We start from the raw sequence: 24,893 nt of genomic DNA on the forward strand, positions 1-24,893 counted from the left end.
TTTTTTTTTTACGGATGCCCTTAAAAATGTCAACCTAAACCCGTAGATGGGCTGCATATTTTATTAATAATGATCAGTCCTTTTCGTTCCAAACTTTACGCGAATTCAGCTGCCGGAATTTTTGCTAAGTCATTCCTTTCCCTCTGAATGCAGAGCGAATTGGCTACAAATTTACTTCTTCCCCAAGACGCTCCATGGTTTCCCATTCGGGATCCTCATCCCCTGCTTTCCTTTAGATCACCATTCCGTAATCCTTCGGATGAAACTGGAAAAATCTCTCGAAAAGATGCCTGAAGAGCTTAAAATCCATTCTGATGGATGCAAGATCACACCAAGTATCGATTTTACCTATGGGGCTTTATTTTGACCAATACTTAGAAATTTTACTGGAACTGCTGTGTGAAGAAATCCTGGTCCGATGCTCAAAATGCACAATTTGGAGTGAAACAGGGCGTCAGCATGGGGATTTTGGCAATAGTAGACAGCGGATTCCGTTCCAAACTGTGCACCCGGGGGTTTACCCAATCTTGAGAAGGGCAAGCTAAGAAAAGGCCCAAATATTCTCATTCCTGCTAAACCAGGGAAATCCAGACTCAAAGTGTTTTTGTCCTCCAATCTCTAAAAATACAGCCGAGCGGAACACCAGGGCCACGTTTTGGAGTATAGCAGCCACTCTAGCGCCATATTCAGCGACAAAAAACAAATTCTAAGAATCTGATTGGGAAGACTGGAAAAAAAAATCAATTTTAAGATCCGCTGAGCTCCTTTAAAAACACTTTATAATAGCAAACGATCATTGAATCCCGCCAGCATTAAAAACAGCTTAAAATTGCTTAAAATGAGTCGAATAGCCAATTTTGAGCGAAATCAGTGACCATTTTAAACCGAAAAAAAGTGGCCACTTTTGGAATAATCCCCAAATTGACTTTTACATAATCAAGTGTTCATTGATTTCTTCTGTTAGAGCAGGGTCGTCAGGCAATGGGGCGTCACTACTAATTATCAATGATTTTTTTAACAAAATATATCGGGGAAGAGAATAAATTCCGAATTTTTTCGCAAAGTCACCTTTAAATCCACCTGGCGTATATAATTGCATCCCACCAGGAGATAATTTCTTTAATGCCTTAATCCAGTTCATCTCGGATTCGTCCAAAGAAAGCCCTATAAAAACTACTTTATTACCCTTGAACTTCTCTTTTAATCCCTCGAGATATGGAAGCTGTGCAATACATGGGGCACACCAACTTGCCCAGCAATCAAGTATGATCAGACTATCCTGAAATCTAGCCAAATTTATTTTCTTACCAGCTGCATCCATAAGATCAACTTCAGGAACAGACACCCCGCTAAGTATAATAGATTTAGAAAAATTTTTCAGAGCACCACCACGCTCCTTTAATAAAAAATTAGTTTCTTCAGGTAGTGAGGCCGTTTTCACAAACTGTGAAATCATACGGTATAAGCTGTCCCTTCCGGGCCTAAAATCTTTCGGGCTTTCAATAAGGTCAGACAACAGAGATGCTTTGCTATAGTCCTTAAGCGGTTGTTTAAAACTTGTATCCACTTTATTTAAAGCACTGAGATAATATCCCTTATCCTTATATAAATTTTTATCATTTTCCGCATCAACGTCGACCAGAAAGCCGAGATAAGTATAATTGTAAAAGTTTGTGACCGCGGGGATTTGGAGCTGCTTCCTGACTGGCATTTCAAATATAGATGACGGAATCATTGTGTTTATAAATTGTTGTCTTTCATCTCCTGTCAATCCATTCTTTTTCACCAGAGTCAAAATTGCCGAGGCCCCAGTATATTCGTCAGTAATACTATCAACAGATAAAATCGATTCCATTTGGGAGCTTTTACCAGTTATCTTCGAGAGTCTTTTTCTTAAATACTGCCTTTTATAACTATAATATACTTTGATTTTCTTTACTAGATCTGATAAAGGTTCTTGATTACTTGTCGACCACTGCATGTTCTTAAAAGAAGTATCATTAGACAAACCAAGAAATGCATTGTTAATTTCTCCTATATTCCCCATAAATTTCAAGCTGTTGTTAAAATCAACCTGAGAACTACCGTTGGCACTAAATTCAAAACCGTACCCTGGTGAAATATAAGCTTGAAAATGAAGTGTGGAGCTACTAAATTTCAAAAGGGTTGGATATGAAACATCCAGATTCCCGCTAATATTACCTGATTTTGAAATTTTAAGATTTATTTTTTCTCTGATAAGGAATTCTCTCTGGTATTCTACAGAAAGTACCCCCTCTTTGCAATTGTAGATTACTCCTGCTACATGTGTCGGAATGCAGTCGCCTTTGACTGAAGCAAAAACGAAATAGAGCGATATCAAAACAGATTTAAAAATTAGCGTTTTATTGGACATGATACAGGCATTGATGTAACGATAAATATAGTTTGAATTTGTTTAAAAATAAAAAATATACGACACTACTTTTTATTTCGACTAGCTCAGCATTTCTACATAATCTTGTTTCAAGATTTACAGTAAAAGCTATTAAACTATCTTTCAATGGCGGTGGTGGTTCTCTCCTGGCACTTTTTTCGCCCGGCTGAATCTGTTGAAATTCAGGAAAGTTGAATAGAGAAGGAAGATTAAAAACCCTTCTTCTGTTACCATTGGCCTCCGACAGCGTGAAACCGGATTGTAAATGAATTATCGGTTTGTACCAGCTCCTTGGAAAGTGCCGGATTATTCAGGCCTTTTAGTAAGCCATTATAATAAACCAATTCTTTGAAGGACTGAATCCATTCCTTTTCAGTTTCATTCCCCTGTCCAAAGGACTGGACAGAAATAAGCACAAACAAAATTACAAATATGACCGTTCTTGCAGAGGTCAAGGGAATTTTCACAGGCCGCCATCCACAGTAAGAACCAGATAAATCTATCACGGACATGTTTAATGCGTTTTATTGATTGTGTTTAAAATTGCCCAGTTATTATCCTTACGCACTAATTCGAAATCGTAGATTAAAACATTTTGATATTTGTATAAACCAATACTAACCTTCGCCGAATCATTTCTAATAGCGAATTTCCCAAAATCGATTTTAGTTCTCTTATCATAGAATGAAGAAGGACTAAGATCGATTAAATCTTCGTTTTTTTTACCGGGCTCGATATACATAACATTAAAACTACCTGTCTTTATTGGCCAGTTGCAGTTGACAGATCTGGTTTTAAAAATGTAAATTGTATCTTTCATCGGGATCAGGTCTTTGGTGACGTTCCTATCGCTAAGTATCTTGTTCACGATCTGAACCGTATCGATTGCTGAAGAGCTTGATTTAGTGCGGCTCTGACACGCCATTAGGCATGCAAGGACGGGTAAAAGGAAAAATTTTTTCTTCATTTTTTATTGTCTCGATTTTACTTTATAATATCTCAACCATTCTGGCGCGTGGCAGGCTCTAACCTACCCGATCCCGGTGCGGCAATAATATCTTCAAATACCAGCCAGCTTCATAAGATCCCTTACCGGTAACCGGTCCGGCCATTCTTTTTGATAAATTATTTGCGTCCCTGCCAAAGTGCACAAACTCATGTAATGTGGTTAGGCTTAAGATCAAACCCAATGCCTGATATTTAACCGTGTCGTAGCCCTGTCCAGGTCATCAACATATCCATTACCAATTTTCAGAATCTTGTTGACATTATCAAATTGCCCCACAACATCATTTCCTGCTGCGTCTTTCAAGTTGTTAACGACGATTACTTTCGGGCCCTTACCAGGCTGCATCAAGTCTTTGATCTTTTTCTCCGTAAGCCCGTTAGTTAGACTTAACGCTTTCAGGATATTAGGGTAGCTGGTGAGAAAATTAGGAAGATCGTTAACCAATGCCCTAAATTTAGGGTAATTATTCAACGCGGATAGATCGAGGTTTGGCAGTACAATATTCGCATTATTGGCATCTTTTAGTTCACTGAAAACAACTTCTGGATTTTCCTTCAAATAAGCAATTGACCAATTGAGGAAATCAATATCATTTTGTGTGGGCGTTTGAATATTATCCATATAGGCAACCAGCTCATCAGCAATTGCTCTATTCACATTAACAAATTCGATAATCTCACCTAAAATGATCCAAAAAAAAGGGACACAATTTATCCCCCCTCCTCAAGTGTAATTGACTAGTCAAGATCTGATTCCCTCAATACCTTTTAGCCTTAAGAACAAAAACGGCATAAAAAACTAAAGCCCTATGCTTAACTACCAGGCTATGGAGCTTCGATAGGATGTTCCTCTGACTTAACCCGCCTGTAAACAGTTCCATCATTCACGTCTTTCAAGCGACTAACCAAATTGTTTTTATTATAAATAATTTTCAGGGCTATTACCTTGCGGTCCCTTTCTTTAAATATGATCACATCATTTAAAATTTCCACATCATAGTAATCAACCTTAGTGATCAGTTTTGGAATTTCCCGTTCCGGAATTCCAAGGCCCGTTCCAAATTTTTTAAAGGTAACTGCCTGTTGACTATAGTAACCGTTAACCTCCGTTTTTTCATAAGTAAGCTTTATCACTTTTTTAAAAACGGTACCCGCTTTAAGCGTGGTATCTGCATTAATTTCCCACTCGAATAAAATGGGGAAGGCGTATGGCTGAAGTGTAAATGGTTTTTCCGAAAATGCTATCAAACTTTCCTTAGGTGGCGGCGGTGGTTCAGCCCTAGCTTTTTTCTTTTGGCTGAAACTGTTGAAATGCAGGAATATTAAAGATATAAACAAGAATAAAAATTTCATAGGCTGATTTTACGCTAAAGAATATGTTATCGTAAATGTCGGTGATTTTGGATAAATTTTCGGTCTCAAAAACAGATTTATTATCTCAAGCTTAGCTATCCCGCTTTTAGTTCCTTCAGCATTAGGATTAGCTTCATAAGGTGCTTATTGATCCTTGATAACTTCCGGCACATCTATCAATTCTAACTAAGCATCCTAAAACTTCCAATTCCCTGTCAGCGACAGCAGCGGCACCGTTCCAGGGCAAAAGATACAGCGTATCGCAAGCCCTTTTCGGGAACAGCAAAAAAATAAAAGCATAACCACCTAATCATACCCGGCATAAACGACCTACCCCTCCAGCACCTCCACCGCGGCAAACCCCATAATACTTGAAAACCTCACCCTATGCACAAAATTCCGCATCGCATCCCAGCAATCAATATGCCTGAAAACCAGACTGCTTAGAATATCCTCCACAAACAATTATTCTTTGATAAGCGAAGTAATCATTCCTGCTGCATTTTTATTATCCGGGTTTAACTTTACGGCCTGCCTGTAATTGGCCAACGCATTTGCTTTGTCATGTAGTTTTACGTAACACTCAGCAATAAGTTCATAACCATAGGATATATCCCTTGGAGGATAATCCAACTTTACCGCTTCACCGTATATTTTGAGCGCCTCCATAAATTTATTTCTTCTCTGAAGGTACTTTCCTGTGCTTATCAAGTCGCCAACTTCGAAACTAAAGTCATAAACCTCTCTGTCATTCGTCTTTAGTTTTTGATAAAGCTTCATCCCATCATCGAAATTATCTAACATCCTGTCCCTGATGGAAAGATAGAGTGACTTCTTGGGAACTGTATATGGTCTATTCAGTAAAATATTTACGATGGCCGTCTTCAACGGCCAGACTTTCATCTGCTGGTGATTGGTCATCATCACAATGACCACCTCCTCGCCCGTATGCTGATAAAAAGCAGCTTCATAATTGCTATTTGAACCTTGATGCTGATGGAAGAGTAATTTATCGGCATCGAATTCGGTGGTGCCGAGGCTGCTTTCTCCGCCCGGGAAGTTTTTGCCAAGTTCCCTTAAGGAGTTGGAGGTAATTAATCTATTCTCGGTTAACCCCATAATCCATTTATAAAGGTCATGCGCCGGAAGCCTTACCCAGCCTTTCGTAGCCTGCTCATATCGCACATTTTTGCCTATGCCATCATATGCCCTGGCCATGCTTCGGCTTTCAACTGGCAGATCCACTGATGAATTATTCATCCCAAGCGGGGTAAGCAGGTACTGACTAACAAATGTCGAATAGCTTAGGCCGCTAACCTTTTCAATAATGCTGCGCTGAAGGGAAACATTGATATGGTTATAGATATATGTCGAACCAGGCTCGGCCACTAGCCTTTTCAGCGTATCCAGACTCTTTAAAATCAGCGTATCATTACCATCTGACTGTGGGCCAAGTATAGGAATCCCGCTTGTATAGTTGAGGAGATGGCGGATTTTCACTTGATTGGCCCATTGTGGAAATGAAGGGTAATATTTGGCCAACGAATCCTCTAGCGAAAGCTTTCCTTTTTCTTTTAGCACCATAATACCAACTGCGTTAAACTCTTTACTAATAGATCCAATATCAAATTTCATTGCACTCGTAAGCGGCAGTTTCTTCTCAATATCTGCAAACCCGAAAGATCGTTCGTAAATTTTAATTCCATGATGATAAATCAATATGTTGCCATTGAAGATACCGCGATGATGTGCGGCTTCCATAAGGGTATCAATTTGAGAGATCGGGGATTGCTGTGCAAGGGCAAGATAGGGCAACAAGAAATAACCAAGGTATATGATAATACTCTTCATAAATGGGCGTTTTTCTATTAGACAACATAGGGCGACAAAAGTTGCACGATATTTTATTTAACACCGCGCGGTGCGGTTTCCTTTTCAGGATCCCCATTCCCCACTTTCCTTGAGATCAACATGGGCCGAGAAACTAGTCCAAGCGTACTTACTACTACCCTAAACGGCATCCTGCGGCACTGGAAGGAAAAGATAAAAAAGCAAATCCTTTTATCGTTATGTCTGTTTTTAATTTATACCTAATATGAAAGAGATGAATAGTGAAAAAAAGTTCGCACTGATTACCGGTGCTACAAGTGGGATAGGCCTTGAGCTTGCGAGGCTTTTTGCAAAGGACAGTTTTAACCTGGTTATTGTTGCCAGGGAGGAGCAGAAACTTGAAAATACTGCCATAGAATTGAAAACAGAGGGCATCGATGTGATAACCATCAGTACAGATCTGTTTCTTCCAGGCAATGCAGAAGAACTCTATAGACAGGTAAAAGGACTTGGGCTGCAGATAGATGTGCTGGTAAATGATGCCGGTCAGGGAGTATATGGAAAATTTATTGATAATGAACTCGAAAGGGAACTCGACATTATCCAGCTGAACATCATCTCTCTTGTTACCATCACCAAGCTGTTTATTAAGGATATGGTAAGCCGTGGATCTGGTAAAATACTCAACGTAGCATCAGTTGCCAGTAAAGCACCAGGGCCATATCAGGCAATATACCATGGGACTAAGGCATTTGTCCATTCTTTTAATGAAGCAATCAGGAACGAACTAAAAGATACCGGAGTCACCGTCACCTCATTACTTCCCGGGGCAACAGATACCGATTTTTTTAATAAGGCTGGTATGCTGGACTCAAAAATTGTGAAGGAAGGAGAACTGGCTGACCCAGCAAAGGTAGCAAAGGACGGTTATGATGCGTTGATGGAAGGCAGGGATATGGTGGTTTCAGGCTTTAAAAATAAGATTCAGGTAGCTTTGGGAAATATTACTCCGGATAATATCCAGGCTTCACAAATGGAAAAAGTCCAGGAGCCGGCCGACAATAACAAAAAGTAATTTTGATAAAAAGATCTTCATATCGCGCAGCATTGACTTATTTCGCGCAGTCCTTAATCAGAACAAAATAAAGGGGAACATTCCAATTGGCTGTTCCCCTTTATAGATCAAGACTGAATCAGTCTTATGATTTCAGGCTATCAAAGATGCCAGCCAGGCTGCCACCAATGTTATTGCCTAATGAGAACGAGGTGCTGCTGGATTCATCTCCGTCTTGTGATGAACTGGAGAATGATAACAGATTGCCGATATTGAGCGCACCGCCCAAACCACCAGAATTTGCGGAATCATTGTTGCCAAAAATTCCACCACCGTTAATTTCTTTCATTTCGTTTAAATTCAATTCTTGCATTTTCATAAGTTCAAGTTTTAAATGTTGCCTACTCTGTTATAGATTTTCAGCTTCTTCTGTTCCGGTTTTTAACCACCGTCTGATGTATAAACGCAAACTTTCAGCCAATGGTTGTCCATAAACCCGGTAATCAAAGTAGTTATTTGAATAAGTTAAAGCAGGTGGTTGTGGCTTATTATAAACTTTACCGCTCAATGGATGTTACAAGATCGCTTCGCAAATGGTAAGCCAGATTGACAAAGGATCTGAAGTTTTTCGAGCTATTTTATTATGCCATTGATGTCTTATACATCACAATAATTCATTCCAACTAAAAAAGCTAAACTATTCCTACCTATCCATGGTTCTATCGCTAGATTTTACATTACACGCTAAAAATTTCATGGAAAACTTTACAATGCTGCAATATTTTCAATGGTACTACCCAGCTGACGGGAGCCTTTGGAAAAAAATAATAAACGAAGCGGCGGAACTGAAAACCTTTGGCATTGATACACTCTGGCTTCCGCCGGCACATAAGGGCATGGAAGGAAAATCTTCCGCCGGTTACGATGTATATGATCATTACGATCTGGGTGAATTTGACCAAAAAGGAAGTGTAGCCACCAAATACGGAACAAAACAAGAACTGCTACAGGCCGTAAAAAGTGCCCAGGAAGCAGGGCTTCAGGTCTATATGGACATCGTGCTAAACCACCTAGGCGGAGGAGATGAAACGGAAAAGATTCCTGCCAGAAAGGTTAACCCTGAAAACCGCAACGAGTTCATCTCTGACACCATCGAAATTGAGGCTTACACGAAATTTACTTTTCCGGGCAGGGCAGGGAAATATTCCGCTTTTCAGTGGGATTTCCAGTGTTTCACCGGAGTAGACTACGATGAACGCTCGAAGGAGTCTGCCATATACAGTATCCAGAATCAATATGGAGAAGGTTGGCAGGATGTCCTGGATACCGAAAACGGCAATTATGATTACCTGATGCTTTGCGACATCGACTTTAGAAACCAAAGCGTGGTCGAGGAAATAAAGCGCTGGGGAGAATGGTTACATGAAACGGTGGGCTTTGACGGATTTAGGCTTGATGCGATCAAACATATGCCGGCAAGCTTTTTCAATGAATGGTTGGACCACATGCGGCTGGTTACCGGTAAGGAACTCTTCACTGTCGGCGAATACTGGTCGCCTGGGAAACTCGGTGATATGCTAAGGTACATTGAAGTTACAGAAGGGAGAATGTCCCTTTTTGATGCCTGCCTGCAGGGGAATTTCTCCAATGCTTCCAAGCAGGGATCTGATTTCGATATGTCAAAAATCTTTGATGGGACCCTGGTAAGCTCCCGGCCTGAACTGGCGGTAACATTGGTCGAAAACCATGATACCCAGCCTCTGCAGTCTCTGGAACAGACAGTAGAACACTGGTTCCGTCCCTTAGCCTATGCCATGATTTTGCTCCGGGCAACGGGATACCCCTGTATTTTTTATCCGGACCTGTATGGTGCCAGTTATTGCGATGAAGGTAGAGACGGGGAACAGCATGAGGTTACACTGAAACCTGTTGGGGAAATCCAAACCATGCTGGGCCTGCGGAAAAACAATCTCTATGGGAACCAGAGGGATTATCTTGATCATCCGAACTGCATCGGGTGGATTGTAGACGGGGATGCCGACCGTCCAGGATCAGGAATCGCTGTGCTGTTGTCCAATGGAGAGGCCGGATTTAAGGATATGGAGATGGGAAAACATTTTTGCGGAAAGATCTTCCGGGACAGGCTGGGCAATATCGGTCAGGAAGTGATCATCAATGAAGAAGGTTGGGGAAGATTCCATTGCGAAGGAGCAAAGGTATCAGCTTACACAGCCGATTAAATACTTACGGGAAGTCCTGCAACACGTAAAAAAAGCCACAAAAATAATTTTAGTTAATTTCTATGTCAACGCGTTCCGAAAATATAAAATCCTTTAACCGCAACAGAGTCCATGAAATGCTTGAGCTCAAATATGAAGCAATGAAAGAAAATGCTTTCAGATTTTACAGGGGTACCTGCGGGCTTTTTTATGAAAGGTTATCGCAATTAAAAAGCATCCCAAAATCGCCTGTAGGATGGATCTGTGGTGATCTGCACCTGGAAAACTTTGGAAGTTACCGCGGCAACAATAATCTGGTCTATTTTGACCTGAATGATTTCGACGAGGCTATAAAGGCACCCGTACTTTGGGAGGTCATCCGGATGGTAACCAGCATACTGATTGCTTTTCAGACGCTTGAAATTGAATCAGACCAGGCCATGAACATGGCCGCGCTGTTTATCAAAAGTTACGCCACTACACTATTTGGAGGAAAGGCAATGGACCTGGATCCAAGAACCTCAAAGGGGATTGTTTGTGATTTTCTTACCCGGGCAGAAAAAAGCACGTATGAAGACCTTCTCAGAAAGCGCACGCTTGAAAAACGTGGCAAGATACAACTGGACCTGGAGGATGAACGCCATTTCAAACTTGATAAGGCGCTAAAGCGGGAATTGAAGGAACACATGATGGGCTGGTTAAGGGAAAACAGTGAAAGTCCATATAATTATAAGGTCAAGGACGTTGTTTACAGAATAGCAGGAACAGGGAGTCTGGGGCAAAAAAGATATCTGTTCTTGCTGAAAAGTACCATCAGAAAAGAAAACTACCTGCTGGTTGACATGAAACAGGCATTTCCATCATCACTGGCACCTTATGTCCGGGAACAACAGCCACACTGGCCTTCTGAGGCAGAGCGGATTGTGGCCGTACAAAAAAGAATGCAGCATGTTTCTTCATCCCTCCTGTCAACAAGTAAGTTTAAAGGAGAAGATTACGTCATGCAGGAGCTTCAGCCGGTAAAAGATACCATTAAATTCAAGCTTATCCGGGAGGACTACCGGAATATGTACCAGGTAATTGATGACATGGGCATGCTTACAGCCTCATCACAGCTTAGAAGTTCGGGAATGGATGGCACGGCATCGAAAGATGAGCTGAAAGTCTTTGCCGCAAAAAAGAACTGGCAGCAAAGCCTTCTCACGATCTGTGCAGAGCAGGCGGCATTGGTATGTTCAGATTATGGCGCTTTTGAACAGGATTTCCGTAACGGAGATTACAGCTCAACTGAAAACTAAAAAAGGAAAAGGTAAAGCAACAAATAAAGAGAAATGGCAAACACCATTGCAGCAAATGCAAAAAAACATCATAGGCCTCACCAGCAAAACCGATACCGAACTTGCAGACTTTTTCAAACACAAAAACGGTACCGTATGCGCACGCCTGCTACCCAGCCAAATGAACCGCGAGCTGATACTGCCCCGGCAAAAATACGCTGGCAACGGCTCATGCCACTTGCCCTGGCCACACTGGCCATAAGCCCGGCCCAGGCACAAAAGATAAAACCAGCAGAGGTACAAACCCAGGGACCACTCACAGATACCAATGAAACCACACCATCATCAGCCAGCCTCCCCCCAATACAAATCACTATAAAAGGAACTGTCATTGACCAGAGGAGCTGCAAGGTGTCCAGATCATCGAAAAGCGCAAATAATTCAAATGCTTTCCAATAATCTACTTTGGATAAAACATGTTTGTTTTTTTTCTAACCGAAAAGCCAATTGAACATAGGGCATTAATATAATGGGCAGCTAAAAAACCAATAAATACACATCAATTTTGTTTTCCAGGCGATAAATAGTGTTTTGCGTTCTGTGGCTTGATAAGCCCTGAGATTTTATGATATTTGTCAGGTCAACCTTATAGCAACCATCTTGTGAAAGCTGCAAAATATTACCTGGCCGCTATATTCGCTTATGCGACCTGGGGCTTTTTTAGTTTAGTTTTAAAACCTTTAAGCGGATATTCTTCGGTGGATATTTTATTTTACCGCATTTTTAGCTGCGCGATATTAATGTTATTGATTACCACCTTGTTTAAACGTGCCGAATTGCTTAAAACCTTTTCTGATATTAAGGCCTTACCTCCTCGGCACAGACGCAATATGCTATTGCTGAATGTAGGCGGAAGTATTTTTTTAAATATCAACTGGTTCTCGTTTATTTACGTGCTCAACCATGTAAGCATCAAGGCTACCTCGCTTGCCTATTTGGTATGCCCGATAATTACCACAATACTTGCTTGCTGGCTTTTGCACGAAAAGCTCAACAAAGTACAATGGACAGCCGTTGGGCTAAGTATACTAGGGTGCCTGATGTTATCGTATGCCAATATTATGGACATGGTTTACGGCATTGTTATTGGGTTTACTTATGCGGCTTACCTGGTAAGCCAGCGTAAAAATGCGGGGTTTGATAAGTTCATCCTGCTCACCTTCCACACTTCGCTTTCCGCGCTGATGTTGCTGCCCTTTTACCCCGCCTATAGCGGAGCCGTACCTACAGCGGCGTTATTTTGGTTATTGATAGAAGTTATAGCAGTTGGTTTTACAGTGATCCCACTGTTTTTGAATTTATATGCATTAAAAGGGTTAAACTCGTCAACAGTGGGTATGTTGCTCAACATTAACCCAATAATTGGTTTTGCAATAGCAGTTTTGGTATTCCATGAGCCCATTACCCCATTACAAACGGCAGCATACAGTACCATTTTTATATCGGTTATTGTTTTTAATGCGCATTACCTTTTTAAAAAAAAGCAAAGGCATCTGCCCGGCAGGGATAATGCAGACTTTGTCAAACAGACTGGTTGCTTAAACGAACCAAGCTAATGTTGCTCATTATAGGCCCATAAACCAGACCAGCAATTCAACCTTGGCATTAACCTGGTGAAGCCGTAGGTTACGCGGAGAGATACACATTAACCAGCCAAAACTAAATTAAACCACATACCATCCACTATAAGCCGGTCTCAATAAATCTTTCCAGCGTTTATTAAATTTTAGGACCGCTATCTTTAATCATTATTTCAGAAGTAAATCAGGCCGAATATGATGTACGGCTTCTGAATATAGAATTTTGCAGAAAAATCGAAGACAGGATAATCATTCCACCTAAATACCTAATAATGGGTATTTTAGATATAAATATAGATCTTTGGATTCGACTATCTCATCCGCCAGATAATATAATTTGTTTGGCTACCATGATCAATACTTAAATTAATCACTATCGCTCCATGAAAAAAACATTACTCCTACCTATTTTATTGCTATTGCTTTCAACCAGCGCACAATCACAAAATTTAATCGACCCGACAAAGAGCGTAATGCTCTACACGGATGAAGATTTCAAACCGGTCCAGATTTTTGGAAAAGCTAACGATCAAAACTATACTATGGGATTTGGCCTAGGATTTAGTTCGCAATGGTTACACAAAAGCTGGGTGCTTTTCCCAAATGAGATCATATCTTCCCTTTTTATCCGAAAAGACAAAAAGCAGGACACCGACATTGTTCGGCTTTCCCCATCCCTAACCTTGAACGGGACGGCATTTACACCGTTAGATCTAAGGCGGAGGGATGCGGTAATTGGTGACAGGCCATATGCATTTTTATTAACACTCTCTACTAAGGAGTTATTTTTGAACACTGACAAAAAGAGCCTTATTACCACAGAATTTTCTTATGGTTTAATGGGAACAAAAATCGGGCAATGGGTGCAGACCAAAATCCACCACATGATAAAAGATACAGCAAATACACCAATTCCGATGGGCTGGGACAACCAGATATCGAAAGGTGGCGAACCGACTTTCCTGTATTCCTTAAAATATGAAAAATTACTGAGCTCAGTTAAACTAGCTGAAATAAAAAATCTCTTTGAGCTTAAATATGGTGTTGAGGCTATGATAGGATATTATACCGGTGTTGCTGGCAATTTGGGTATCCGTTTTGGCCTTCTTGATCCCGCTAACTGGTACAAAGGGACTTCTCAGCTGAACAATCAACATGGGATAACGAAAGCTACCCCCCGATCGCATATTGAGGCTTACGTTTTCGCCAATGCAAGGCCCATGTATAAAATATACAATGAGTTGCTAAACGGCGGATTTAGGTCTTCTGTTTATACGCTTTCTTTTGATGAAGTTCAGCAAGCCTCGGTAGAGTGGAATTTTGGTATCGGACTTGCATTTCCAGGAAAACGCAACAATACTTTTGCAGTCAATTGGATGTTAAACGCAGGCAGAACCAGTGAGTTGAACACTGCTTTCAGCAGGTCACACCAATGGGGCACAATAAACTTAACCTACAACTTTGGTGGATAACCTTGTCAAAAGAAAAGTCCGCCAATCTGGTTTTTAAATAATTATACCCTTAGTAAATGCGTAAATTATATCCATTAGCGGAAAGTACAGCGCAGGATATAGTTACGCTCAGGCATTAGAAACAACAGACACAAAAGGAGTTATGAATACACCACTAAGTGTATTTTACAAGACCTAATATTGCGCTGTATACCTAAAACCGCCATCTTTTGTTGAGCGTTTGGTCCTAGATTAAAAAAAGGCTAATAAAACATGCAAAAACCAGTTACATGTACTCTCTATTATTATTTGTAATAGCCACTACTTAATCTGACAGTTGGTAGTTTTTACTAATTCATATTATTCCAGCCCAGTGTCCGCAGGACGCGAGGCTTCCGCCCGTCCAGTGGACGGGCGCCCCAATTATCCAATCACGTTAAAGCGATCAGTTTCTGATAAAAATCCTCCCAGTAAGCACGCAACCTTTTGTCCAGCGCTGCAAATCTTGGATCTTCATCATACCTCCTTCTAAAAATATTCGCTTCCTTAATAGCAGCCTCCAAGTCTCTGACCCTGATAGGCCTCCCTGCAAAATCTATTACAATAACCATAATTTCCTTTTTTCTCCTTAAAATGAATAGCGCACCGGAGACAGTTGAAACTTTGGAAAGGTTGAGGGAGCGGGCCCTGATCGCGTTGGAGAGCCAGAACGACGTTGTGGGATTGCGAATTGTATTAATCGATGTTTGTTTGGCAATTTCAAATTGTTCTCCAACAGGTTTTGACGAGGAGACAATAAAAAGTCTCAGACGCATGTTTACCCAAATCCGTACACGTTATAAGCAGCTCTACGCGATGGACAGTTTTGATAAAAGCGATCTAATGTGGATAGCCCAACACATAGAAACCGTAATACTAAAATTAAAACTGGGGATTTAAGTTTCCGTTCAAAAAAGAATGACCCTATTTGTTATACTTCATCAAGTATAGAAGACATAAAAAGGTTGAGGACTTTAACCCCTGTACCACTGACGCACTCAACGTGGAAGATAAGCTGGCGCCAAAACTGAAAATACTGCATGGCGAATCATTATTATACAGCAAGGATGAGCCGAAGGAGCATCTCAGCATCCTAAAAATGGAGTTTTGATTTAATATGGTAGGTAAAAGCAGGACCCGTTCGTTTGTAATAAGAATTAATGTTCATAATAACTCATCAAAATGTATGGGCAGATTATTGATGCGTTTGCCGGTGGCATGAAAAATCGCGTTGGCAATAGCCGCTGGTATGGCAACCAGACCAATCTCTCCCACACCTTTAACGCCTAACTCATTGATAAGTTCATCTTTTTCTTCTACAAAGATTACCTCCAATTGTTTAATATCTGCATGAACCGGAATATGGTATTCACCTAAATTCATATTCATGTATTTACCCAAGTTTTCATCAAGGATTGTTTCTTCATATAATGCTTTACTTATACCCCAAACCATGGAGCCAGTTATCTGACTGGTTGCAGTTTTAGGATTGATAATTTTTCCGGCCGCTACCGCAGTCACCGCTCGGGTTACTGTTATTGTTTTTAAATCTTTGTCTATCTCTACCTCCACAAAAGCCGCGCTATGCGTCATCTTGCTGTATTTGCGCAAATCAAACATGTGTGGCGCTCCCAGATTGGTTGTCTTGATCGTTTTACCTTTGTTAGCCTGAACAATATCCGTCAACATTACATACACTTCAACTTGATTTTTTAAATACATACGGCCATGGGTAAACATTACATCTTTAAGTTCAGCATCTTTTAAAGGCGAATTAGTAATTTCTTTAGCTTTATCAAGTAATTTCTTTTTTAAAACATTAGCAGCAATCACTATAGCCGAACCCGTTGAAGCGGTCATGGCTGAACCACCCTGAAACATTGAAAAAGGTTTTTTGCTGTCGCCATAACCGAATGTTACCTCATCCAGAGAAAGACCAAACTGATCTGCCGCAATTTGGGTCATAACTGTTAGCGTGCCGGTGCCAATATCTGTGGTAGCGTTATTGACCAGCAATTTACCTTCAGCATTTACGCCTATTTCAACCCTTGCTGGAAACTGGTAAGCATCCCAAATGCCTGTCGCCATACCGTACCCAATCAACTTATTGCCATGGGTCATGCTACCTGGTTCAGGATTACGCTCATTCCAACCAAATTTTTCGGCAGCTTTCAAATAACAATCCTTCAAAGCTTTGCTGGTAAAAGGCTTATCGGTTGACGGGTCTATTTCGGCGTAATTTTTTAACCGCAATTCCAGCGGGTCCATTTTGAGTTGATAGGCCAATTCATCCATGGTGCATTCTATCGCGTGTAATGCAGTGGAACCACCAGGAGCACGCATATCAATCGGGGTGTATAGATCTAAAGGCACTAGTTTATAGCTGAAAAGGGTATTATTTGCTGGGTAAAGTTTGTGGCTCCATTCTGCGACTAATTCTGCATAGTCTTCAAATTGAGAAGTTTCCGATAAGGCCAAGTGACTTAACGCGGTTAACTTTCCGTTCGTCTCGGCAGCAAAACGCAGTTTTTGTATTACCTGCGGGCGGTGACCGAAGGAGTACATCTGTTTACGGTCCAGGGTAACCCGCACATTCCGTTTTAATTCCAACGCTGCCATTACAGAAAAGAACAATTGGTATTGCGGACGCAGTCCTGAACCAAAACCGCCGCCCACAAATGGCGCTAATACTCTAACATCCTTAAAGTGAAGACCAAATATATTGGCAACATATATCTGACTATTAATTGTTCCCTGCGTTTTATCGTAAATCGTTAACTTACCGTCTCCCTCATAAACTGTTGTAGTGGCAAATAGTTCCATCGGGTTATGATGCTCTGTACTGTGCCGATATTCAGTAGCTACTTTAAACGGAGATTCATCATATGCTAAAGAAAAATCACCCTTAGGTTTGGGTGGAGGAGGTTTGAGTGCGGTTGCCAAACCTTTTTTAGCATTTCTCCCCTTTTCGATATTTCTATCTAAACGCGTCTCAAAATGCATTTCTTCATACTTTATTTTAATTAAAGCAGAAGCCTCTCGGGCAATTTCAAATCTTTCAGCTACTATTAAAGCGACAGGTTGACCGTTATATTTTATCTCATTATCATGCAAAGGCTTAAAAACAGTGCCTGGCGGCGCATCCATATCGGTATACATGATGTCAAACCATGCCAAACCAGGTCGATTCTGATGTGTAAATACTTTTATCACGCCTGGTAAAGCTAAGGCGTCGCTGGTATCTATCGAAATGATATGACCCTTGGTAATCGTGCTGTTAACCACATAACCATAAAGGAGATCGGGCACATTATAATCCCCCGCATATTTAGCTGATCCTGTAACTTTTTGCCAGCCTTCTAGACGGCTGATTGCTTTTCCTATTTGTGTCATGAGATTTAGGCTGAAGGCTGCGAGCCAGGTAATTGAGATGAAGGATCGAGCGCCATCAGGCAATTACGCACTATGGCTCGTTTAGATAATTCTATTTTAAAAGCATTATATTTAAAAGATATCGCGCCTTGCAATATAATTTCAGCGGCGATAGCAAAATTTTCTGCCGTAGGCGCTTTACCGACCAAATATTCCTCGGCAGCTATTACCCGCCAAGGCTTATGTGCAACCCCGCCCAGCGCAATTCGAGCTTCCTTAATAATATTGTCCTCCAAGTCCAATCCGGTAGCAACTGAAACCAATGCAAAAGCATACGAATGACGGTCGCGCAATTTTAGATACGAGTAGTTTGTTGCAAATCCTTTAGACGGCAAATCAATTGAAGTAATAATTTCATCATGCAGCAAGTTATTGTCCAGTTGAGGGGTATCACCAGGTAAACGATGAAAGTCATTAAAAGATATACTTCGGTTTCCAGCCGATCCGGAAACATTTAAAACTGCACCTAGTGCCGCCAGTGCGACACACATGTCCGAAGGAAAGACTGCGATACATTGTTCGCTTGCTCCTAAAATGGCATGTATACGGTTATAACCTTCTTTTGCAGAACATCCCGAGCCCGGCTCCCGTTTATTGCAGGGGACGTTCGGATCATAAAAATAATAGCAGCGCGTACGTTGCAATAAATTACCGCCGTTGGTGGCCATGTTTCTAATCTGCGCTGAAGCTCCGGCTAATATGGCTTTCGATAATAGCGGATACCGTTCCTCGATCAAAGGATGCCAGGCGGTAGCCGAGTTGGTAATAAACGCGCTAAGACGGATACCATCTGATGTTTCTATTATACCTTCACCAAGTTGATTAACATCCATCAAAAGTTCTGGACTGATAATATTATATTTCCAAAGGTCAATAATGTTCGTGCCTCCGGCCAGATATGCAGCTCGAGGATTTTCATTAACTACGTTTACCGCTTCGTCTATGGTTGCGGCTTTATGATAATTAAAATCATTCATTGCTTCCTCCGCTTTTGACCTCCATGATGGCGTCGATGATCTGCATACTCGCGCCACAACGACAAAGGTTGCCGCTCATTAATTCAGCCACTTCAGCGCGGCTGTGGGCTTTACCTTCTCGAAGCATACCAATAGCACTGCATATTTGCCCCGGTGTACAATAACCACATTGGAAGGCATCGTGTTCTATAAAGGTATTTTGCAGGGGATGGTCAATACCTTCTATAGTAGTTATTTCAGCACCATCTTTCATAACAGCTAAAGTAATGCAACTCAAGACCCGATTACCATTAACCAGTACGGTACACGCACCACATTGTCCGTGATCACACCCTTTTTTAGTGCCGGTAAGGTCAAGGTAGTCACGCAAAGCGTCTAGCAGACTAACATATGGCTTAATTGCCAAAGTATAGGGTTGCTTATTAACGAGCAAGTTTATTTGACGGAAGTTTTCCATACAAGAGCAAACATCTAAAAACCTATTTTGGTTTTACTCAGGGAACTGCCTGTGTATTTCACTAATACTGATTCTTTCTCAATTTTGGTGGTCAATCCGGTGCTAACACCAATCTTTTATTTATCATATCAGGCCTTTTTCAGTTAAAATTTTTTGTAGCGAGTAGAAATATTCTAACCTATGCTTATTATGTTCATCAATTTCGGCATTGCTAAATTCAACAGGAATGTAGGGTTCAGAGAAAGCTTTTCTTTTGCTTATCGGTTCGGTAGTATAATCAAGATCTTTTATCTCAATGTCTACTTGCTCTCCTGGCGCCATTCTTTCTAGTATCCAAGTTGAACATATGTCATTTCTGTCTGGGTGACTTGGTTCTATATCAATTTACAATGGAATAGTGGATTGTAAAAGCTACCGGACCAGCCTCTTGGCTTAGAGCAATTATATTCTTTTTACTTCTAAAGCGATATTTCTTCAGCATTTAAATCTTTAAACAACCAAAGCCAAAGTGTCTACCGAGCTGAGACTTTCGGAAGCAAATTTCAATAAAAGCTTATGATAATGGCGGATTCGTATTCCAGGTCTTCTACGCGCTCCCCCTGTCGGGACCAAGCGCTGTATCTCTCCAGAAGTAAGATACAGCAAACGGCCCTGCACGCAGGTGAAGGCCCAAAACAATACTTCTTTAGATACTATCTCCACCAAAATACCCAGATTACATTGAATAATCAAGTGAAAACCTAATCATATTACTCAGAAATGTACGCTGTGGGTGGAGGAAAGATAAGCCAAATTCAACCCTATTCTTTTCCGCTTCAGCCCCATGCCCACTGAGAAAAAGCTTCCAGGTGAACGCTCATCAACCTATAGGTGTAGCCCAGTCTAAAGGCCAATGTTTTTTCCTGAAGCAATATTCCCCTCCAAGCGATACTCAAATATCACCTATACCAAAACCACTATCAAATGAAGATATCATTCCCCACATAATACAACAAGCTATGTGAAAATGACCTGGTGTTTTATTTATTTTAAAACCGTATCGTAAATTGTATTTAAAAGATTTTGTCTCATTTTCGAATTCCGTTGGTCAAGCAATATTACGATACCCCAATTCTTAGCCCTGTTGTAACAGATAATTGAAGACTGCCCCATAGAATCTCCTGATTTCAAGTAAATTGTATTTTTATCATCCGTTAAGATGTTCGTGCCCAATCCCAATTCTCTATTCCCGTCCTTATAGAAAATTTTCTCGGTAATTGTTCCAGCCTTCCCCACCTCAGTTTTCTCGTCCAATAGAGCTTTCAAAAACTTAACCATATCAGAAGCATTAGATTTTACCAGTCCGGCAGGTGCAGTAATATTCCATTTGATAAATTCCTGAATTCCTCCTTCAGTGTTGCGGCCGGTTGTTCTGTTCTTTACATAAAAATCTTTAGTAAGTGTATTTGTCATTTTTAAAGGCTCAAGAATCTTTTCACGAATAATCTTGTCATAACTCTTGCCATACACTTTTTCCAATATCAGTCCAAGCAAAGTATATCCTATAGTCGAGTAACGATATTTGCCATAATCTTTAAGTTCACTACTACTGTTTATTATAACACTCAATGTTTTTTCGGTGACGGTATTTATTGGCTGTTGTGGATCCAGCGCAACTAACTTCCCAAAATCTATATCGGGCAGACCAGATTGATGAGACGCCAGATCAGAAATCTTTATTTTATTCTTTAGATTTTCATGAAGCACGTACGCTTTGGGCAGAAAGTTGTCGATATAATCATCCAATTTTATTTTGTGCTCAATAACCGCCTGCGCAATTAAGTTTGAAGTTAGAATCTTAGTGATCGAAGCAATTTCAAATATGGAATTTTTATCTATCTGTGTTTGACTTTCTGCATTCAATTTTCCGTGTGATGTAAAGAACTCTTTATTATTTCCGATAAAGCCGACGCTGATTCCTACTTCAGGATTTTTTTTAAAATTATCCGTGATTATCGAATCAATCTTTTTGTTGATGTCTTGTCCGAAAGAGAAGCTGCTTATTAAGAGCAATGCTAAAAATGTTATTGATGTTTTCATTGTACCGTCTTGGATTAAAAATTATTTCGATACAAATTTGGGGAAGAAATTAGTTCTGTGCGACCGAATAAAAGCACTCGGACGCATTTGTTCTAAAAAATGGGTATGAATAATTAAAGCAAGAGATACGAGTAATTACAAATCACTGTCTTATAGATTCTTGCGAAATTCAGTCGGCGTATAACCGGTTTGTTTTTTAAAGGCTGTATTAAAAGAAGATTTAGAATTAAAACCTGCAGTATATAGAATTTCTAAAACAGTTACCTTGTTTTTTGTAACATCTTTTAAAATATCCATCGCATATTCTATTCGGTAAGCATTAACAAAGTCGTAAAAATGCTGTTCTAGGTTATGGTTAATCAGAACTGATAATTCTCGCACAGGAATCCCGATATTTTTGGAAACTTCTTGTATGGTCAAGGAAGGATTAAGAAATGGCTTTTCTTCGAGCATATATTGCTTTAGCGTCAATAACGCCGAGATATGCTCTTTTTCATTTATTACCCTTGGGTTGCTATTCTTTTCTTCTAAAATGATTTCCGAAACCAGCTTTAGCTTTGAATCGATATTTCTAAACAGGTTTGGATTAATCAATGCTTTGTACAAATACCAAAAAATAATAATCAGCTCAGAGAGTATCAGTCCAGCTTTTAACCAATTGGAAATATTAGGATAGGTAGTAAACTTAAAGATGTTCTTTAAAAGCGCAATGACAAAGAAGATCGATAGTGCTACAGTAAACTGGAATAACCATTTAAGAGATTCGAGACTTGCTCCAGTGTAATTTTCAAGGTAAATCTTTTTGGCTTTTTTTAAGATCATAAAAGCTGCAACGAGATAAAAAACACATTGAACATGCATTAAGATATGGTTGAACTGTACCTCCACCATACTGCTACCATTTGCAAGGAAGCTAATTTTAGATGCCAGATCGACACTATAAAAGCGAGGCAAGAAGATTAAGTTTGCCAGCAGAAAGGGAATGGTATGAACTAAGTGGGCCGGTTTCAACTTAAAATCTGAATAGCACACTGATAGGACGTATAAGTAAAAAACCGGAAGCTGCAGGAAAAAAAATGAGCTGATAAAAATCCTTCCAGTCAACGGAATTTCAAACAGGTAACCTAGATTTACACTGTTGTCTATTGCATGTAAAATGAGAAAAAAAGTAAAAAGGTGATTACTTAATTTATGTGCTGTTTTAACGGTTAGCAAAAACAAGGAAAAAAATAATGAAATGGAAATTGTCACTACAGCAACTGTAGTCAATAAATTAACTTCACCCATTAATCAATATTCATAGGTTTTTAGAATGTTTGTTTTTTAGATACCATCTCGAAACTTCACTGATTGCTCAACTATCCGTTTATCTTATTGGGCGAATTTAGCTAATTTTTATGATTACTTTTTCTAACAAAATCGATTCACAACAACGCGCAAGGCTGCCCCACAATAACGCGGTCCCATCGGCAATCTCCCAAAAAAGCAGGCTAACTTGTGATAAACCAAAAATTGTGCGCATCCATTATACTTAACAACTGCCAATCAAAACAGAAAGAAACTTTAATTTCATAGTACGCCGATTTTAATCTTCGCCATTTACTCTCTCACCGAAGTGTACAGTTAGCCAGGTGTGATCAGGCAAATGAGATCCTATAGATCAACTATAGTAGCAATCTGCTAACCTTAAAATATAACTAATACTACAACACAAAATTCATTTGTATTCGCTACCGGAAATTGATCAAACATCCTTTTCATTCATTTTACTGGATAATTTATGCCATCGGTACTTCTATTGTTATTTTTTTATACATTCATACGTCTTCATTATAAGTAGTTATCGTATTACTATTAAACTTCTATTAACTATCTAATGACATGAGTGTTTATCAATCACATCTCGAATTACCACAGTATGGTTATGACATGGTCGTGGCCACTACCGAAGAAGCTATCAATGCAACTATCAAGCAGTATTTGCTAAATTATGATGGACAGGAATTTATCGCCTGCTATATCCAGCCGGATCCCAGGAAGCAGGAGTTTGTCCCTATCGCTTATGATGAGGTCGTTAAAATTGCCGGCATGGATCCCTTTTCAATCCCTGATTCTGATTTCCAGAACGAAAAAGAAAAACAGGCCGCACAGAATCTGTTCGATGCAATGTTTGCATTCGGATTTAAAGCAGACATGGGCCTTCCTGAAGGATTCCCTTTGGAAGACATTCCCGGAATCATCCTTTTTGATGAGGCCGGGTCACAAGTGACCTACAATCTTTTTTTCAAAAACATGACCATGCTCAATATCGAGGTACTCAGGGGCAATTTCTTCTTATGGGAAAATGTTTCCCAGAAATACACAACAAATTCCTCTGATCCATGGGTGTTCCAGTTCCGTGTCAAGCTGGATCTTAATGCCGACAACACCGGCAGCGTTTTCGGTACCCTCCCCGAAGCGGTGCAGAAGAAGGTAAAAAACCTCAACCCCGATTCAGCCTTTAGCGTACAACAGCTTTATCTTGATCTCAATACTGCCCAATTGACCTCCGATCCTGTGATCAAAGGGGTGGATAAAACCAGCTGGGCCTACCATTACCTAAGTGTAATCTTTATACAAAACTATTACGAAACCTTAAAATCCGGAAGTGTTTCTCCAGCTAACCCCAACGGAAATTTTCTGCTGGGTTACGCCATTCAACCGGTCAGCCCTAACGGAGCCTCGCCCAGCATTATTCCCACTGACCTTAACATTATGATCTCACCTTATTATGACGAACAAAATAAAGTTTCAAAGGAATATAACAAGTATACGCTGAATTACCTGGTAATGAGCAAGGGAAACCGGATGCCCCCTTCGACTGCGTTTATATGGAACTGGGTGGAGGATTTAAAATACAATGGCGTAATGGCCATCAAGAAAAATATTTTCTCAGGATTTTTAGAACAGCTCCTTTCGCCCTCACTTCAGGGCATTTGCCTAATACCGGTAGTTTCCATGGATGTGAAGTTTACGAAAATAAACTGGGCCTGTTATTTTAAACAGGATCCTGACACGGTCAGGTTCAGTTTGATCGACGATAACACCTCAAGGGTGCTATCATTGGATTATTATAAAGAGGCAAGTGATTCAGATACCTTTGTCCCCAACTGGGGAAATATCAGCACAAAGGTCAATATCGCATCCGATATTTATTTAGAATCCAACATTATCCGCAGTGTAACTACCGCCACTGTCTACATCCATATCAATATTGAGGGCGGGGTTACAGAGGGTAATGTAGTGAAATACAAAACAGAAACCTGTTATGAAATCGGGGTTGATGCTTATGGAAGCCTTAATGCGAAAATGGCCCCGGGTTCACCGGCATTCACAGACCTTTCCGACAAGATCAATCCAAATGGATGGTCAAAATTTGTGACCCTTGGAGAGATCAACGGCGTAATCGACCAGATCCAAACATACTGGTCAGTACTAAAGGAGTTTATGATCGGCCACGACAGGGCAATCGAGACAATGCTCAACAATTCAGGGGTATGGGTATTTCCAGGCGGCAAAACTTTTGTATTCAAAGATGTTGTCTTCTCTAATTTTCAGGACCTCACCGCCCAGATTACCTATATAGATCCTGAAGATTCCGCACTTTTTAAAATTTAATCCG

At 40.3% G+C, this 24,893-nt stretch carries 19 protein-coding genes; 6 read left to right on the top strand and 13 right to left on the bottom strand.

Annotation, left to right across the window (positions count from 1 at the left end; all coding sequences use genetic code 11):
• Positions 1-928: 928 nt before the first annotated feature.
• The 5 genes from DRW42_RS00005 to DRW42_RS00030 all read right to left on the bottom strand — a co-directional run bounded on the left by DRW42_RS00005 (position 929) and on the right by DRW42_RS00030 (position 6,628).
• The gene (locus DRW42_RS00005) at positions 929-2,395 is read right to left on the bottom strand and encodes a TlpA family protein disulfide reductase (protein WP_113946783.1); all 1,467 of its coding nucleotides are present in this window, start codon (positions 2,393-2,395) and stop codon (positions 929-931) included.
• A gap of 535 nt (positions 2,396-2,930) precedes the next feature.
• Positions 2,931-3,383, bottom strand: a complete 453-nt coding sequence (locus DRW42_RS00015) for a hypothetical protein (RefSeq protein WP_147243633.1) — start codon at positions 3,381-3,383, stop codon at positions 2,931-2,933.
• Positions 3,384-3,596: 213 nt separating this feature from the next.
• Positions 3,597-4,082, bottom strand: a complete 486-nt coding sequence (locus tag DRW42_RS00020; RefSeq protein ID WP_113946786.1) for a hypothetical protein — start codon at positions 4,080-4,082, stop codon at positions 3,597-3,599.
• Positions 4,083-4,249: 167 nt separating this feature from the next.
• Positions 4,250-4,777, bottom strand: a complete 528-nt coding sequence (locus DRW42_RS00025) for a hypothetical protein (protein ID WP_113946787.1) — start codon at positions 4,775-4,777, stop codon at positions 4,250-4,252.
• Between the two features lie 465 nt (positions 4,778-5,242).
• On the bottom strand, positions 5,243-6,628 hold the full coding sequence (locus DRW42_RS00030) for a serine hydrolase domain-containing protein (RefSeq protein WP_113946788.1): 1,386 nt from the start codon (positions 6,626-6,628) through the stop codon (positions 5,243-5,245).
• A gap of 253 nt (positions 6,629-6,881) precedes the next feature.
• On the opposite strand from DRW42_RS00030, the gene DRW42_RS00035 reads away from it, so the two are divergent.
• Positions 6,882-7,682, top strand: a complete 801-nt coding sequence (locus DRW42_RS00035) for an SDR family NAD(P)-dependent oxidoreductase (protein WP_113947162.1) — start codon at positions 6,882-6,884, stop codon at positions 7,680-7,682.
• 124 nt (positions 7,683-7,806) lie between these two features.
• Here the strand turns inward: DRW42_RS00035 and DRW42_RS00040 are convergent, their stop codons facing one another.
• Positions 7,807-8,040, bottom strand: a complete 234-nt coding sequence (locus tag DRW42_RS00040) for a hypothetical protein (protein ID WP_113946789.1) — start codon at positions 8,038-8,040, stop codon at positions 7,807-7,809.
• A 376-nt stretch (positions 8,041-8,416) separates the two neighbouring features.
• Between DRW42_RS00040 and DRW42_RS00045 the strand changes: the two genes are divergently transcribed.
• The gene (locus DRW42_RS00045) at positions 8,417-9,901 is read left to right on the top strand and encodes an alpha-amylase (RefSeq protein ID WP_113946790.1); all 1,485 of its coding nucleotides are present in this window, start codon (positions 8,417-8,419) and stop codon (positions 9,899-9,901) included.
• 116 nt (positions 9,902-10,017) lie between these two features.
• Complete coding sequence (locus DRW42_RS00050) at positions 10,018-11,178, top strand: DUF2252 domain-containing protein (protein ID WP_279634051.1); 1,161 nt, start codon at positions 10,018-10,020, stop codon at positions 11,176-11,178.
• 113 nt (positions 11,179-11,291) lie between these two features.
• Here DRW42_RS00050 and DRW42_RS00055 read toward each other — a convergent pair whose 3' ends face one another.
• Positions 11,292-11,549, bottom strand: coding sequence for a hypothetical protein (locus DRW42_RS00055; RefSeq protein ID WP_113946792.1), 258 nt, complete (start codon positions 11,547-11,549; stop codon positions 11,292-11,294).
• A 270-nt stretch (positions 11,550-11,819) separates the two neighbouring features.
• Between DRW42_RS00055 and DRW42_RS00060 the strand changes: the two genes are divergently transcribed.
• Positions 11,820-12,773, top strand: a complete 954-nt coding sequence (locus tag DRW42_RS00060; protein WP_113946793.1) for an EamA family transporter — start codon at positions 11,820-11,822, stop codon at positions 12,771-12,773.
• A 407-nt stretch (positions 12,774-13,180) separates the two neighbouring features.
• Positions 13,181-14,269: a lipid A-modifier LpxR family protein gene (locus tag DRW42_RS00065; RefSeq protein WP_113946794.1), complete on the top strand. Its 1,089-nt coding sequence runs from the start codon at positions 13,181-13,183 to the stop codon at positions 14,267-14,269.
• Between the two features lie 410 nt (positions 14,270-14,679).
• On the opposite strand, the gene DRW42_RS28535 is transcribed toward DRW42_RS00065, so the two are convergent.
• The 6 genes from DRW42_RS28535 to DRW42_RS00105 all read right to left on the bottom strand — a co-directional run bounded on the left by DRW42_RS28535 (position 14,680) and on the right by DRW42_RS00105 (position 22,519).
• Entirely contained in the window at positions 14,680-15,063 is a 384-nt protein-coding gene (locus DRW42_RS28535; protein WP_147243634.1) for a hypothetical protein, read from the bottom strand.
• A gap of 388 nt (positions 15,064-15,451) precedes the next feature.
• The gene (locus DRW42_RS00080) at positions 15,452-17,680 is read right to left on the bottom strand and encodes a xanthine dehydrogenase family protein molybdopterin-binding subunit (RefSeq protein ID WP_113946797.1); all 2,229 of its coding nucleotides are present in this window, start codon (positions 17,678-17,680) and stop codon (positions 15,452-15,454) included.
• A 5-nt stretch (positions 17,681-17,685) separates the two neighbouring features.
• Entirely contained in the window at positions 17,686-18,696 is a 1,011-nt protein-coding gene (locus tag DRW42_RS00085) for an FAD binding domain-containing protein (RefSeq protein ID WP_113946798.1), read from the bottom strand.
• Positions 18,689-19,153 (bottom strand): (2Fe-2S)-binding protein, encoded by a 465-nt coding sequence (locus DRW42_RS00090; RefSeq protein WP_113946799.1) that lies wholly within the window; start codon positions 19,151-19,153, stop codon positions 18,689-18,691. The genes DRW42_RS00085 and DRW42_RS00090 overlap by 8 nt, the downstream gene beginning before the upstream one ends.
• A 1,023-nt stretch (positions 19,154-20,176) precedes the next feature.
• Complete coding sequence (locus DRW42_RS00100; RefSeq protein ID WP_113946801.1) at positions 20,177-21,232, bottom strand: serine hydrolase domain-containing protein; 1,056 nt, start codon at positions 21,230-21,232, stop codon at positions 20,177-20,179.
• Positions 21,233-21,382: 150 nt separating this feature from the next.
• The gene (locus tag DRW42_RS00105) at positions 21,383-22,519 is read right to left on the bottom strand and encodes a helix-turn-helix domain-containing protein (RefSeq protein ID WP_113946802.1); all 1,137 of its coding nucleotides are present in this window, start codon (positions 22,517-22,519) and stop codon (positions 21,383-21,385) included.
• A 594-nt stretch (positions 22,520-23,113) separates the two neighbouring features.
• Between DRW42_RS00105 and DRW42_RS00110 the strand changes: the two genes are divergently transcribed.
• Complete coding sequence (locus tag DRW42_RS00110; protein ID WP_113946803.1) at positions 23,114-24,889, top strand: hypothetical protein; 1,776 nt, start codon at positions 23,114-23,116, stop codon at positions 24,887-24,889.
• Positions 24,890-24,893: the final 4 nt, after the last annotated feature.

The organism is Pedobacter miscanthi (assembly GCF_003315595.1).
Taxonomy (GTDB): domain Bacteria; phylum Bacteroidota; class Bacteroidia; order Sphingobacteriales; family Sphingobacteriaceae; genus Pedobacter; species Pedobacter miscanthi.

Excerpts from the sequence above, each read along its gene's own strand:
- DRW42_RS00005 (WP_113946783.1), bottom strand. The coding sequence starts at position 2,395 with ATGTCCAATAAAACGCTAATTTTTAAATCTGTTTTGATATCGCTCTAT.
- DRW42_RS00015 (WP_147243633.1), bottom strand. The coding sequence starts at position 3,383 with ATGAAGAAAAAATTTTTCCTTTTACCCGTCCTTGCATGCCTAATGGCG.
- DRW42_RS28535 (WP_147243634.1), bottom strand. The coding sequence starts at position 15,063 with ATGCGTCTGAGACTTTTTATTGTCTCCTCGTCAAAACCTGTTGGAGAA.
- DRW42_RS00100 (WP_113946801.1), bottom strand. The coding sequence starts at position 21,232 with ATGAAAACATCAATAACATTTTTAGCATTGCTCTTAATAAGCAGCTTC.
- DRW42_RS00110 (WP_113946803.1), top strand. The coding sequence starts at position 23,114 with ATGAGTGTTTATCAATCACATCTCGAATTACCACAGTATGGTTATGAC.
- DRW42_RS00025 (WP_113946787.1), bottom strand. The coding sequence starts at position 4,777 with ATGAAATTTTTATTCTTGTTTATATCTTTAATATTCCTGCATTTCAAC.
- DRW42_RS00065 (WP_113946794.1), top strand. The coding sequence starts at position 13,181 with ATGAAAAAAACATTACTCCTACCTATTTTATTGCTATTGCTTTCAACC.
- DRW42_RS00035 (WP_113947162.1), top strand. The coding sequence starts at position 6,882 with ATGAATAGTGAAAAAAAGTTCGCACTGATTACCGGTGCTACAAGTGGG.
- DRW42_RS00050 (WP_279634051.1), top strand. The coding sequence starts at position 10,018 with ATGCTTGAGCTCAAATATGAAGCAATGAAAGAAAATGCTTTCAGATTT.
- DRW42_RS00030 (WP_113946788.1), bottom strand. The coding sequence starts at position 6,628 with ATGAAGAGTATTATCATATACCTTGGTTATTTCTTGTTGCCCTATCTT.
- DRW42_RS00080 (WP_113946797.1), bottom strand. The coding sequence starts at position 17,680 with ATGACACAAATAGGAAAAGCAATCAGCCGTCTAGAAGGCTGGCAAAAA.
- DRW42_RS00040 (WP_113946789.1), bottom strand. The coding sequence starts at position 8,040 with ATGAAAATGCAAGAATTGAATTTAAACGAAATGAAAGAAATTAACGGT.
- DRW42_RS00090 (WP_113946799.1), bottom strand. The coding sequence starts at position 19,153 with ATGGAAAACTTCCGTCAAATAAACTTGCTCGTTAATAAGCAACCCTAT.
- DRW42_RS00105 (WP_113946802.1), bottom strand. The coding sequence starts at position 22,519 with ATGGGTGAAGTTAATTTATTGACTACAGTTGCTGTAGTGACAATTTCC.
- DRW42_RS00045 (WP_113946790.1), top strand. The coding sequence starts at position 8,417 with ATGGAAAACTTTACAATGCTGCAATATTTTCAATGGTACTACCCAGCT.
- DRW42_RS00055 (WP_113946792.1), bottom strand. The coding sequence starts at position 11,549 with ATGACAGTTCCTTTTATAGTGATTTGTATTGGGGGGAGGCTGGCTGAT.
- DRW42_RS00085 (WP_113946798.1), bottom strand. The coding sequence starts at position 18,696 with ATGAATGATTTTAATTATCATAAAGCCGCAACCATAGACGAAGCGGTA.